This is a genomic window from Sphingobium sp. WTD-1, assembly GCF_030128825.1.
GTDB lineage: Bacteria > Pseudomonadota > Alphaproteobacteria > Sphingomonadales > Sphingomonadaceae > Sphingobium.
Genome location: NZ_CP119127.1, coordinates 3,186,037 through 3,199,541 on the forward strand (window position 1 = coordinate 3,186,037; position 13,505 = coordinate 3,199,541).

A 13,505-nucleotide genomic window follows, 5' to 3' on the forward strand; every position below is an offset into this window, starting at 1 on the left:
GGAAGACCGACAATGCTGACGATCTGGGGCCGCCTCAATTCGCATAATGTGAAGAAGGTCGCCTGGTTCGCGCAGGAAATCGGCCTGCCCTTCATCCGCCATGATGTCGGCATGGAACATGGCATGTCCGACGCCTATCTGGCGATGAACCCCAACCGGCTGATCCCGACGATCGAGGATGGCGATGTCGTGCTGTGGGAATCCAACGCGATCCTGCGCTATCTTGCCCACCGCTACGCCTCGGAGGAGATGTATCCTGCCGATCCGGCGCGGCGGGCGCAGGGTGACAAATGGATGGACTGGCAATTCAGCTTTGCCGATGCCCAGCGCGACGCCTTCATCCAGTTGGTGCGACGCCAAAGTGGACAGCGAAATTTACAGGTGGTCGAGACATCCGCGCAGGCGTCCGGCGCGGCGATGACGATCCTCGACCGGGCGCTGGCGGATCAAGAATGGCTTTCGGGTGTCAATTTCGGTGTCGCGGATGTGCCGATGGGCGTCTATGCCCATACCTATTTCACGCTCGACATGGCGCGGCCCGACCTGCCGCATCTGCGGGCCTGGTATGAGCGGCTGCGCGAAAGGCCGGCCTATGCCGAACTGGTGATGATCCCGCTCAGCTAGTAAAAAGGGACGGCAGTGGGCTGCCGTCCCTTTTTAAGATGCATCAGCGGCTTAGAGGACGCTTTCGATCCAGCCCTTGAGCGCGCTCTTGGGCGCAGCGCCGACCTTGGTTGCGGCGACTTCGCCGTTCTTGAACAGGATCATCGTCGGAATACCGCGCACGCCATACTGGCCCGGTGCATCGGGATTTTCGTCGATGTTGATCTTGGCGATCGTGACCTTGTCGGCCAGTTCCTCGCTAATCTCTTCCAGAGCCGGGCCGATCATCTTGCACGGGCCGCACCATTCGGCCCAGAAGTCGACAAGCACGGGCTTGTCGGCGTCGATCACGTCCTGCTTGAAGCTGACATCGGTAACTGCCTTGGTGGCCATAACTACAAACTCCTTAAGTTGGTCGATATCTAGGATGGCTGCGCCCGCTGCTCAACGGGTCACAGCAGCAAATATTGCTGCGTGGGCGAGAAGCCCGGCTTGTAGGGCGCCAGTTGCGCCGCCGGCAGCGCGATGAGCCGTGCCGCGCTGGTATAGAGCAGGGCCGCTTCCACCACGCGGCCGGGGAAGATCACTTCCAGCGCGGCGACATAGGCCGCCATCTGCCGGACATGGGCGACCGGCACCTCCTCCGCATCGCGCGGCGTCATCCGCCCGGTCTTGAAATCGACCAGTTGGACCCGGTCCGCCTCGACCCGCAGCCGGTCGACCGTGCCGGCAATCACCGCTTCGCCCACCACCGCCGCGATCGGCGCTTCGGCGAGCGCCCCCGGCGCGAACAGGGCGGCGAAATGCGGATCCTCGATCACCCGAAGCGCATGGTCGATTACATCCCGGCGCAGCGTGGCATCCCCTGCCCCCTGCTGTTCCAGCCAGCCCTCCGCGCCCTCGCGCCGCCGCTCGGTAGGCAGGTCGGGCAGGCGCTGGAACAGGGCATGGAGCCAACGACCGCGCTCGGCCGCCTGGCGCATCGCGGCGGTCGGCGGCGGATTGGGCACGTCATCCTCGACCGGCGCGGACGGCGCCAGTGGCCGGGGCGGACGCTGTTCCGCCGGCGCCTGCGCGCGCAGCCAGTCCGGCTCGACCACCACAGGCTTCTCTTCGGCGCTTTCGGGCTGCGCGGCCTTGGGCGTCAGCACCTCGGTCCCGCGCCAGCGGCGGCGGGCGCCCCAGAGCGGATCGGCTTCCCAGTCGCAGCCCATGTCGACCATCGCCGCATCGACCGCGCCATACCAGCTTTGCGGCTTGACCTCGCCCTTCGCCCTTGGCCCGAGCGATCCGGCAACGATCAGTTTCTCCTCGGCACGGGTGAGCGCGACATAGAGAAGGCGCCAATGCTCCTCCCGCTCGATTGCCGCGGCATCGGCCGCGACGTCGCCGACCGGTCCCAGTCGCTCGCCCTTGCGCGGGGCCAGGATCGGCAGGCCGTTCCACTCGAGCGAATCCATGCGGTTGCCGGCGTCGGGATCGAGACAGGCATCGGCGAGAATGACGATCGGCGCCTGCAGCCCCTTGGCGCCATGCACGGTCAGCAGTCGCAGCGCATCGCCTTGCGCCGCCGCATCGCGGACGATTTCGACTTCGCCGCGATCGAACCAGTCGATGAAGCGCTGGAGCGAGGGATGATCGTCCGCCTCAAAGCCCAGCGCGGCGTTCAGCAATTCCTCGATCGGGTCGGCCGCTTCCGCCCCCAGCCGCTCGATCAGCCGGCGGCGGCCGTCCATCGGGCCGGACAGGATCGCCTCCAGATAGCGATAGGGGGTGGTGAAGTCCGCCTGCCCCAGCAATTGCCGCAGCGGCAGCAGTTGGGCGTCGTTCAAGTGCTGGAGCAGATGGCGCCACAGGCCACCCTTGCGCCCGATCGCTCGCTCCATCAATTCATCCTGGGTCCAGCCGATCAGCGGCGACACCAGCAGGGCGGCGAGGTTCAGGTCATCGTCGGGCTGCGTAGCAAAGCGCAGCGCGGCCAACAGGTCGCGGACCGCCAGCGGCGCATTGAGACGCAGGCGGTCTATCCCCGCAACCGCGACCTTTTCCTCATAGAGACGGGCGACGATCAGGCGCGCGAGTTCGCTGCGGCGGCGGACCAGGATCATGATGTCGCCGGGGCGGACCGGGCGCCCGCGCGCCTCCAGCATCATCTTGTCGTCGATCCATTGCCGGATCTGGCGCGCGATCTTGCCGGCCAGTTCCCGTTCCTGATCGGCGACCCAATCCTCCTCGCCCTCGACCTCGTCGGCCAGCCCCGCAATCGTCGGCTTCCACAGCAGCACGTCGCCGGGATGGCGATTGGCACTGATATGGCGCACCTCGCCATCGGAAAGGCCCAGCGACTGCGCCCGCAAGGTGGCGATCGTCCGGTCGACCAGATCCAGCACCGGCGGCGTCGAGCGGAAGCTGCGATCGAGCGACAGGTCGTGAAAGGCATGGCCGGCGATGTCGGCATGGCGGGCGAACACCATCTGCGCGGCGGCGAAAGCCTGTGGACTGGTGCCCTGGAAGCCGAAGATCGCTTGCTTGAAATCGCCCACGGTGAAGATGGTGCGGACCTTGTCGGCCTTGGCACCGTCACCGGCGAAAAACTCGGCGGCCAGCGCACCGACGATCGCCCATTGATGGACATTGGTGTCCTGCGCCTCGTCGACCAGGATGTGATCGATCCGCTGGTCGAGCTTGTAGCGTATCCATTCGGCGATCCCCTCCTTCTGGAGCAGGGACGCCGTGCGCGCGATCAAATCATCGAAATCAACTGCACCGGCGAGCCGCTTGGCCTCGTCATAGGCGCGGGCATAGGCGCGGCCGGCATGGAGCGCGCGGGCCAGCAGTGCGGCATAATCGGCCTGCAGCTTGACGCCGATCAGTTCGGCGCAACGGGCATGGAGGCGCGCGGTCGCATCGCCATAGCCGTCGATCGGCGGCACCCAGCCCTTGGCGGAGATAAGGTCGCCATCCGCCTTGGCCCAGGCGCCGTGCAGGTCGGTCAGGGTCGCGGCGCGCGCGGCGGGTTCGCGGCCGCGCCAGGCGGCGATCCGGTCGCAGCGCTCCAGCGCCCGGCCCGTGCCCCAGTCGGCATTGGCCTGCGCCACCCAGGCAAGGCTGCGCATGTCGAACATGGCGTCGCTGCACTGATCCGCCAGCCAGGCGTCGATATCGCCTTCGGGCAGGCCCAGTTCGCGCGCCAGCCAGGGACCGATATCGCCGGGTAGCTCTGTCAGTGCGGAGAGGCGGGCGGCACAGCGCAGCAGGAAAGTCTCGGCCGCCCCCTCTCCCAGTCGCAGGCTCAAAGCCTGCAACGCGTCGATCAGGTCGCCATCGCCCAGTTCCTCGGCGCGGATGACCATGTCGGCCAATGTCTGGCGCGCCAGCACACCCTGTTCGCGCGCGTCGAGCGGGCGGAAGCCGGGGGCGAGGTCCGCCTCCAGCGGGAAGGAGGCGAGCAATTGCTGGCAGAAGCCATGAATAGTCTGGATGCGCAGGCCGCCACCGGTCGATTCCAGCACTTCGGCGAACAGGCGCCGGGCGCGGTCGCGCGCTTCCGGTCCGCTCTCTTCGCCGAGTGCTTCCAGATCGTTGAACAGGTCGCGTTCCTCGGCCTGCACCCAGGTCGCGAGCCGGTCATGGATGCGGTCGGCCATTTCCGCCGCGCCCGCCTTGGTAAAGGTCAGGCAGAGGATATTTTCGGGACGCACGCCCTGCAGCAGCAGGCGGAAGACGCGCGCGGTCAGCACATGGGTCTTGCCGGTGCCGGCGGACGCCGACAGCCAGACATGGGCATCGGGCGCAGCGGCCAGCGCCTGCGCGCCGGCCAGCGGTTGCAGCGGGCTGGAGCCTTTAGCCATCGTCGCGCCCATACCATTCCTCCAGCCGCATCAACTGGTCATAATCGCCATAATTGGCCACTTCCGGATTGACCTGTGCGGCGAAGGGCGCAGTCCCGGTGAGCCAGGTTTCGGCCGCGTCGCGGAACTGATCATAGACGAAGGCGGTAAAATCGGCGGTGACGATCTTGTCGCGCTTGCCCATCGGATCGACCGGGCTCTCGCGATAGCCGAAGGCGTCGCCCTTCTTGGCCAGCGACCAATATTCGAAACTGCCCGCCACCCGCGCGCCGGCTACACCGGGAAAGGCGCCATGGGCGGATTCCGCGATCAATCCGAGCAGGCCGAGCTGCAACGCATAGCCGCCGCGCACCTGCCGCGCGCTGGGCGGCTTGCCCGTCTTGTAGTCGACGATGCCGATGCTGCCGTCGGGCATCCGGTCGATGCGGTCGGCCTTGCCGGTCAGCAGCACGCCGGCAATCTCAGCCTTGCCCTCGGTTTCGACCGCAAGGATATGCCGGCCCGCAGCCTGATCCTTCGTCACTTCGGCCGCGATCCAGCGGATCGCCTCGATCAGGCGCGGTTGCCACAGCGCGCGCAGCAGCGGATGGACATCGGGCCGGGCGAACATGGCGCGGGCGCGCGCCTCCAGATCGGCCGGATCACGGCTGCCGCCCTGCGCCCAATGCTCCAATATCTCATGCACGACCGTCCCGCGCCACGCCGGGCCGGCATCGGCATCGACCGGATCGAGCCGATTGAGCTTCAGGATGCGCCGGGCATAGAAGGCAAAGGGATCGGCCTTCAGCCGGTCGACATCGGTGACCGGAATGCGGGTTGGCCGGACGGCGAGCGGCGGCACCGGCGCGGGGCGTTGCGATGGCCGATGGCTGGGCGGTAGGTCCAGCGCATCGGCCAGCAGGCGATAGCGATCGGCCGTCTTCCATTGCGGACCCGCCATCGCCTTCAGCCGCAGCCAGAAACGCGAGGCGATTGCCGGGCCGCCGCTGCCGCGCCGGGCGCGGGTGATGAGGACATGGGGCGCGCCGAGCGCGCTCGCAAAATCATGCGCGGCAAGGCCGATCCGGGTTTCGAGGCCCGGCAAGCCCAGTTCGCGACGAATGCGCGGCGCCAGCCAGGGATCGGGCGATGGCAGGCCCGGCCAGCTGCCTTCGTTGAGGCCGCCCAGGATCATGAGGTCTGCCTGCACCAACTGCGCCTCGACCAGACCCAATATGGCGATACGCGGATGGCCGCCCTGTGGCGGTCGCACCGACACGCCGCCCAGCATATGGTCGAGTAGCGCCGGCAGCGACCGGATATCGGCCTGGCGCGGCCCTTCGGTGGCGGCGGCCTCCATCTCGGCGAACAGGTCGGCGGCGGCATGACCCTGATGCCCGGCCCAAAGCGCGTCGTTGGTGAGCGCCCCGGCCTGTTCGCGCACCGCCGCCAATTGCCCCGCCAGATCAGGCGCGAGCGCGAAGGCGGCCTCCAGCGGTTCGAGCAGATCACGCGCCCAGGGCCACCAGGCGCGGGCCTGCGCCCGAAACTCCTTCTGCCGGTCCTCTCCCTCGCGTGGCTCCAGCAGCAGGTCGATGCCGCGCAGCCCCGCCTGCGGCCGCGGCCCCCGCAACAGCAAGTCGAGCTGACGCACCCCCTCCAGCCAGGGCAGGCGCATCGCGCCGCGCATCACCAGCGGATGCTTGAGCAGGGTCAGCAGCGCGACCGGCGCAAAGCGCTCGGCCGCCGCCTCCGCCATGGCGATCAGCAAGGTGCCGGGCGGCAGGCGCGACAAAGGCTGGCCCGCGGAATCGTCGGCGTCTATGCCCCAACGGCGCAGATGGGCGGAGACACGCACGGCGAGTTGTCGGTCGGGCGTTACCAGCGCGGCGGTGAGTTCGGGTGTTTCCAGCGCCTCACGCAGCGCGATGGCAATGGCCTGCGCTTCCTCGCCGGGCGTCGCCACCTCCAGCGCCTCGACCCCGGCGAGCGAGCGGTCGGCGGTCTTGAGGTCACGCCAGCGACTAGTCAGGCGCGGCGGCAGCATCGCGTTGGAAATATTGCGGCCGCGCACAGCGCGGGCATCATGCTCGCTGCCCCAGCGCCATTGAGCGACATCCTCGCGGCTGGCGCTCATGCGGTCGAGCAGGCGCTTCAAGGCATATTGAGGATGGGTCTCATGCCCTGCGGCGCTGCGGCCGGTGACGGGATCGGGCGGGAATGGACCGATCGCCGTCCAGGCATCTTCATCCAAATTCTGGTCGAGGCCGGCGAATATCACCTGCCCATTAGGCAGTTCGGCGATCCGCCGCAGCAGCCTAGCGATCGCCGGAGCGGTTGCGCTGATGCCGGCCGCGACGATGAAACCTGGTGGCGGTGCTTCGCCCCAGCGCGCCGCGACCCGATCGAACAACCGGTTGCGCCGATCCGCAAGGTCGATGAAGCCCAGCCGCGCCAGTTCGGCCGGCCAACGCGCGATCAGGATGGAGAATAGGTCGAGCGATTTTTCCCAATGGCTCGACAGCCCCTCGATAAGGTCGAGATTCGACAGCGCATCGAGCGGCACCCGCTCCACCTGCATCTGGTCGAGCACGGCGCCCAGCGCCTGCCCCAGTTGCAGCGCCTGACCGGCATCGGCCGCGCCGCCTGCATCCTGCACCATACGCGCAAGGATCATCTGTCGCCGCATCGGCGGGATGGCGGCCGGAACGGCGTTGCCTTCCCAGAGCGGATCGAGCGCACCGCCCACTTCCTCGCCCAGTTCCGGATCGCCCAGCGCGACCAGGCGCGGCAGCAGCAGGCCGCCCTCGGCCCGCCGGACAAAGGCGTCGCTGACGGCACGGACCGCGCGATTGCTGGGCAGCAGGATCATGCCCTGCGCCAGGCGGACGGGATCGCTCCCCTGCTGCGCCAATATGCCGGCGACCAGCGCGTCGGCGAAGGCCCGGTGCGCCGGGATGGTGTACAGCGCCGGCTTGGCCTGATCACCCATGGGCGATCATCGACTCCACGACGGGAATGGCCTGCGGCGTGCCCACGTCGAACCACAGTCCCTGATGCACCGCGCCATAGAGACGCCCCGCCTCGATCGCACGGTTCCAGAAGATGTTCGTCGAAAAGACATCCGCCGGTGGATCGACCAGCAGGCGGGGCGACAGGATCTGCACGCCGGTGAACACGAACGGCGCGACATGGGCGGTCTTGCGCCGGGTCAGGCGGCCATTGGCGTCCATGTGGAAATCGCCCGGTCCGCTATGGCAATTGGCCCGCGCCAGCGGCACCAGCAGCAGCAGCGCATCCATCCGTTCGGGATCCCATAGCCGCTGCATCATGCCCAGCGTCTCGGCCGGCCCGTCGATCCACAGATTGTCGCTATTGGCGCAGATGAACGGCTTGTCGCCGAGCAGTGGTCTGGCGTGGATCAATCCGCCACCGGTTTCCAGCAGCTTGGCCCGCTCGTCGGAAATGCGGAAGTCCATATCCTTGCGCGTCTTCAGGTGCGCTTCGACCGTGTCAGCGAGATAATGGACGTTGACGACCACCGTCTTGATTCCGCCGGCCGCCAGGCGATCGAGCGCATGGTCCATCAGCGCCCTGCCGGCGACCTTGACCAACGGCTTGGGTCGGGTCGCCGTCAGCGGGCGCATCCGTTTACCCAGGCCAGCGGCCATCAGCATGGCGGTATCGATCATGCCTGGGCAAACTCTTCGAGTGCATGATGGCGCTTGTCGGCGGGGATATTGGCGTCGAACCAGACCTTGACCGGTGCCAGCGCCGGATGGGCCAGATCGCGTTCCAGCAGTCCCCACATGCGCGGCAGATAGGACAAATAGCGCGGCTTGTGGTCGCGCTGCCAAAGGCGAGTGAAGATGCCGATGATCTTCGCGTTGCGCTGGGCACCCAGCACAGCATAAGCGGCGTCAAAATCGGCCGGCGGATTGGCGACCGCATGATAATGGGCCAGCATCGCGGCCTCCAGTTCCGGCGACACGTCGCGCCGGGCGTCCTGCAGCAGCGAGACGAGATCATAGGCGGGATGCCCCGCCAGAGCGTCCTGAAAATCGAGCAGACCAAGGCCTCGTACTTCGGGGCGGTCGATCAGCATGATGTTTTCGGCGTGATAGTCACGCAGCACGGTGACGACGGGACTGGCCGACTTTTCGGCGATCGGCAACACCGCGTCCCAGGCCGCATGATAGGCGTCGGCATCGACGTCCAGCCCGAGCGCCGGGCAATACCATTCGGTCAGCAGGCCGACCTCGCGCTGATAGACCGCGCGGTCGTAAGGCGGGACATCGGCAGCGGGCAGCTTGTGCAGGTCGGCCAGCAGGTCGATTGCGCGGCGATAGACCGCCAGTTCGCCCGCCGGAACCTCCTCGACATGTTCCTTCAGGCGTTCGTCGCCAAAATCCTCGATCAGGACCAGCCCCTGCGCCAGATCCTGCGCCAGGATCGCGGGCGCGGCAAAGCCCTGACCCAGCAGATGCTGAGCAATGGCAATGAAGGGGCGCGGATCTTCATGCGGCGGCGGCGCGTCCATCAGCACGGCACGGCGGCCGCCATTGAGCACACGAAAATAGCGACGGAAGGAGGCATCGCCGGCAAGCGGAACGATGGCGGCGCCATCCCAGCCCGCCTGCGTGAGGAAAGCGGGGGCGGTTGCGGGGGGGATCATATCTGTGACCATCGCTCCGTCCAAGCGTCGGGCACGCGCGCTGTCAAGCGCCGTGCGCCATCCGGCTCGATCATGATGGTCAGAAACAGGGCGTGCGACCAGAGCCCATCGCCCAGCCTGTCGGGCCATTCGATGATCAGCAGGCTGTCCTGCAGATATTCGTCCAGCGCCAGCTCGGCCGCTTCCTCCGCATCATCAAGCCGGTAGAGATCGACATGGGCGACCGGCAGGCGGACATCGGGAATGTCATAGGGCTGGACGATCGCGAAGCTGGGGCTGGGCGCCTCCCCTTCCAGGCCAAGCCCCTCCAGCAGGCCGCGCGCCAAAGTGGTCTTGCCTGCACCCAGTCCGCCTTCCAGCGCGATGACGTCACCGATGCGGACATGCGCCGCCAGTCGTCGCCCCAGATCGAGCTGGGCGCCCTCGCCCTCCAGGATCATATCCAGATCAGCCACGCGGCAGCTCGATCACGACCATCGTTCCCTGTCCCGGTTCAGACACCAATTCGAACGTGCCGCCATGGGCCTGCGCCAACTGCTTGACCAGCGGCAGGCCAATCGTCGCTCGCGCGCCCTTGCGGTTCTGCTCGGCGCGGCTGATCGCATCGAAGATCGTGGCTTGCCGGATCGCATCGATGCCGGGGCCATTGTCCGACACGACCAGGCGAGCGAGATCGGGGCCGCCATCGCCATGCAACAGCACTCGTGCGCCCGCGCCGCAATAGCGCACCGCATTTTCCAGAAGATGATCGACCGCCTGACCGATCCGTCGCGCATCGCCCTGGATCACCCCCAGCGTATCCTGCAGGGTGACGGCAAGATCGATCCCCTTGGCCTTTGCCTCGGCGTCGATGCGCGCGACGCTAGCGCGCACCAGCGCCGCCAGATCGACCTCGCTGCGCTCGATCGGCAGGGTGCCGGCCTCGCCCTGAGTCAGGTCGAGCACATTGTCGATCAGCATCGACAGGCGCCCGGTGCTCTGTAGGATGCCGTTCACATATTCGACCGCACTTTCGCTGAGTTCACCGGCATAGCCCGCGCTCATCATCTCGGCAAAGCCGGCAATGGTCGTCAGCGGCGTGCGCAATTCATAACTCATATTCGTGACGAAGGCGGTCTTGACCTTGTCGGCCTGCTCCAGCGCCTCGTTACGGTCGCGCAGCATCTGCTCGACCCGCCGGCTGTCGGTGACATCCAGCATGGTGAACAGGGCATTGCCATCCGGCAGCGGAATGGCGGCAAATTCGAAGATACGCCCATCGGCAAAGCCGACATGGCCGACGCGCTGCTTGCGCTCGACCGTTGCCGCGCGGACCAGTTCGCGCACCAGATTGCTCTGCTGCGGTTTGGCAAGGCGGCTCTGCACGGCGCGCATCAACTCATCAATGCGGGGATGCTTGCCCAACGCCTCTTCGCTGATGTCCCAGATGGTGCGGAAACGGCTGTTCCACAGATGCAGGCGCCCATCCGACGAGAAGACGCCGATCGCCTCGAACAGATTGTCGAAGGTCGCCGTCCGCACCCGCAGCAGCGTATCGCGCGCACTGGACAATTGCACCTGCTCGGTCCGATCCTCGAAGATCAGCAACAGGCCACCGTCGGGCAGCGGCTGGGCATAGACGCGCAAATGCGTGCCATCGACCAGCAGCCAGTTTTCCTCCAGTGGATCAGGCGACAGGAACCAGTCGCGCCGCTCCGCGCGCCAGGCCGGAAAATCGCGATTTTCCGGCAGGCGGCGCGCATCGCGCATCTGATCCAGCACGCGCTCGAACAGCGGCGCATCCGTGAGCGCTTCCTGTTTCAGGCCGAACAGGCTGATGAAGGGCTGGTTCCAGAAACGCAGCGCCCGGTCGGGACCAAAGCGCGCGACACCGGCCGACAGCCGATCGAGCAGATCGCGCTGTGCCGCTTCCAGCCGGCGATGCTCGACCCGTGCCTGTTCCAGTTCATGCTGGTCCATCGCGAAGCCTGCGACCCCGGCCGCACCCAGCGGCACGTCGACGACGCGCATCGTCCGCCGTTCGCCATCAATGGTCGCAGGAACGATCCGCGCAAGTGAGGCGCCCTCTTCCATGGCCTGCGCGGCGGCATCCTGTGGGCTGAACCCGTTGACGTCCTCGACCAGTTCGGTGCCGTTCATGATCACATCATGGGCACCAGGGCCATCGACCGCGCGCACATAGGCGCTGTTGACCAGGCTCAATCGAAGATCGGGCGTCCGGTGCCACATCGGGAACGGCGCGGCCTCGACCAGTCCTGCCAGTGCCTCCAGCGCCTCGCGCAGTTGTGCCACGGTCCCGCTCAGCGCCTGAATTTCAGCCTGGCTGTCGGTCGCGTCGAAGATCCAGAGGACCACGCCGCCATTGCCTGCCAGCCCCGGCCCTGCCGGCGCCCCGCGAACCAGCAAGGTTCGGGATGATCCGCTGCCTCTGATCGGCAGGGAAAAGCTCTTGCCGGCCTTTTGTGCGGCACCAATTTCACGCCCCAACGCGGCGGCATCGCCGGGCTCAAGCCCACCGTCAGGCGCCGTCAGTTCGGACACGAAGGTCGGGACACGATCCCGGCCCAGCCATTTGCCCAGCCGGTCTGCAGCCTCCATCCGTCCGTCGGGATGAATGATCACAGGTGCAGCGGGTGCCGACGCCAGCAATGTCGTCAGTCGATCCAGTTTTCCCTGCGCCTGCATGCCTTCACGACGCATGCGCTGGCCAGTGACCAGCGCCCATATCGCAGCCCCCAGCCAGCCGGCCATCATCGTGCCCAGCAACAAAGTGGCAAGCGGGCTCACAGACCCCATTGCGCCATTCCCATCCCGTTCGCGACCAATTGTTTATCGTTCATACAGACCAATGGCCATGGGCCTATCGCAAGTCTGCGACGGCGGGAAGCATCCAGATATGATGAATGCCCGGTACGGCATGGTCCGGGCATCAGATAAGGTAAAAAGGGGGAGGATGACCCTCCCCCTTTTTTGTCTTAATAGCGGTAATGGTCCGGCTTGAACGGGCCTTCGACCGGCACGCCGATATAGTCGGCCTGACGCTGGCTGAGCTGGGTCAGCTTGACGCCCAGCTTTTCCAAGTGCAGCGCGGCGACCTTCTCGTCCAGATGCTTGGGGAGGACATAGACGTCGTTGCCGTAGGTTTCGCTCTTGGTCCACAGCTCGATCTGGGCCAGCGTCTGGTTGGTGAAGCTGGCCGACATCACGAAGCTGGGATGGCCGGTGGCGTTGCCCAGGTTGACCAGGCGGCCCTTCGACAGGACGATGATCTTCTTGCCATCGGGGAATTCGACTTCGTCGACCTGCGGCTTGATCTCGGTCCACTTCATGTTGGCGAGGCCGGCGATTTCGATCTCGCTGTCGAAGTGACCGATGTTCGACACGATCGCCATATTCTTCATGGCGCGCATGTGATCGACGGTCAGAACGCCTTCGTTGCCAGTGGCGGTGACGAAGATGTCGGCGCGCGGCGCGGCTTCTTCCATCGTTACGACTTCATAGCCTTCCATCGCGGCCTGCAATGCGCAGATCGGATCGATTTCGGTCACGAGAACGCGGGCACCGCCGTTGCGCAGCGATGCGGCCGAACCCTTGCCGACATCGCCGAAACCGGCGACGCAGGCGACCTTGCCGGCCAGCATGACGTCGGTGCCGCGACGGATGGCGTCGACCAGCGATTCCTTGCAGCCATAGAGATTGTCAAACTTCGACTTGGTGACGCTGTCGTTCACGTTGATCGCCGGGAAGGGCAGCTTGCCCTTCTTCGACAGTTCATACAGGCGATGCACGCCCGTGGTGGTTTCTTCCGACACGCCCTTGATCGACTGGACAGTCTTGGTCAGGAAGCCCGGACGCTCGGCCAGAACGCGCTTCAGCACGGCGCAGAAGATTTCCTCTTCCTCGTTCGACGGCGTGAACAGTTCTTCGCCGGCTTCGACGCGGGCGCCCCACAGGGCGAACATGGTGGCGTCGCCCCCATCGTCGAGGATCAGGTTGCAGACACCGCTGTCGTCATTGTGCCAGTCGAAGATGCGCTCGACATAGTCCCAATATTCCTGGAGGCTCTCGCCCTTGACAGCGAAGACCGGCACGCCCGACGCGGCGATCGCGGCGGCGGCATGGTCCTGCGTCGAATAGATGTTGCAGGTCGCCCAGCGGACCTGCGCGCCCAGCGCGGTCAGCGTCTCGATCAGCACGGCGGTCTGGATCGTCATGTGCAGCGAGCCGGTGATGCGCGCGCCCTTGAGCGGCTGCGACGCACCGAATTCGGCGCGCAGAGCCATCAGGCCGGGCATTTCGGTTTCGGCGATCTCGATTTCCTTGCGACCAAAGGCGGCAAGGCCGATATCGGCGATCACATAATCCTGCGCCTTGTCAGCGGGTACGGTGGCCACGAG

The 13,505-nt window shown here is 66.2% G+C and carries 9 protein-coding genes; 1 reads left to right on the forward strand and 8 read right to left on the reverse strand.

The genetic code is table 11. The features are described 5' to 3' along the window. Positions 1–12 precede the first annotated feature (12 nt). On the forward strand, positions 13–624 hold the full coding sequence (locus tag N6H05_RS15920; protein WP_284110483.1) for a glutathione S-transferase family protein: 612 nt from the start codon (positions 13–15) through the stop codon (positions 622–624). A 51-nt stretch (positions 625–675) separates the two neighbouring features. Here the strand turns inward: N6H05_RS15920 and trxA are convergent, their stop codons facing one another. The 8 genes from trxA to ahcY all read right to left on the reverse strand — a co-directional run bounded on the left by trxA (position 676) and on the right by ahcY (position 13,502). Next, the gene (gene trxA / locus N6H05_RS15925; protein WP_004207167.1) at positions 676–996 is read right to left on the reverse strand and encodes a thioredoxin TrxA; all 321 of its coding nucleotides are present in this window, start codon (positions 994–996) and stop codon (positions 676–678) included. Positions 997–1,055: 59 nt separating this feature from the next. Then, complete coding sequence (gene addA, locus N6H05_RS15930; protein WP_284110485.1) at positions 1,056–4,466, reverse strand: double-strand break repair helicase AddA; 3,411 nt, start codon at positions 4,464–4,466, stop codon at positions 1,056–1,058. Further along, the gene (gene addB / locus N6H05_RS15935; protein ID WP_284110486.1) at positions 4,447–7,425 is read right to left on the reverse strand and encodes a double-strand break repair protein AddB; all 2,979 of its coding nucleotides are present in this window, start codon (positions 7,423–7,425) and stop codon (positions 4,447–4,449) included. Before addB ends, addA begins: the two co-directional genes overlap by 20 nt. Further along, positions 7,418–8,125, reverse strand: coding sequence for a nucleotidyltransferase family protein (locus N6H05_RS15940; RefSeq protein ID WP_284110488.1), 708 nt, complete (start codon positions 8,123–8,125; stop codon positions 7,418–7,420). The genes addB and N6H05_RS15940 overlap by 8 nt, the downstream gene beginning before the upstream one ends. After that, positions 8,122–9,108 (reverse strand): aminoglycoside phosphotransferase family protein, encoded by a 987-nt coding sequence (locus N6H05_RS15945; RefSeq protein ID WP_284110489.1) that lies wholly within the window; start codon positions 9,106–9,108, stop codon positions 8,122–8,124. The genes N6H05_RS15940 and N6H05_RS15945 overlap by 4 nt, the downstream gene beginning before the upstream one ends. Continuing rightward, positions 9,105–9,548 carry a tRNA (adenosine(37)-N6)-threonylcarbamoyltransferase complex ATPase subunit type 1 TsaE gene (tsaE, locus tag N6H05_RS15950; RefSeq protein ID WP_502958978.1) on the reverse strand — a complete coding sequence of 148 codons (444 nt, stop codon included), beginning with the start codon at positions 9,546–9,548 and terminating at the stop codon, positions 9,105–9,107. Before tsaE ends, N6H05_RS15945 begins: the two co-directional genes overlap by 4 nt. Before the next feature lie 7 nt (positions 9,549–9,555). After that, entirely contained in the window at positions 9,556–11,904 is a 2,349-nt protein-coding gene (locus N6H05_RS15955) for a sensor histidine kinase (protein ID WP_284110493.1), read from the reverse strand. 179 nt (positions 11,905–12,083) lie between these two features. After that, positions 12,084–13,502 (reverse strand): adenosylhomocysteinase, encoded by a 1,419-nt coding sequence (gene ahcY / locus N6H05_RS15960; RefSeq protein ID WP_004207176.1) that lies wholly within the window; start codon positions 13,500–13,502, stop codon positions 12,084–12,086. Positions 13,503–13,505 lie beyond the last annotated feature (3 nt).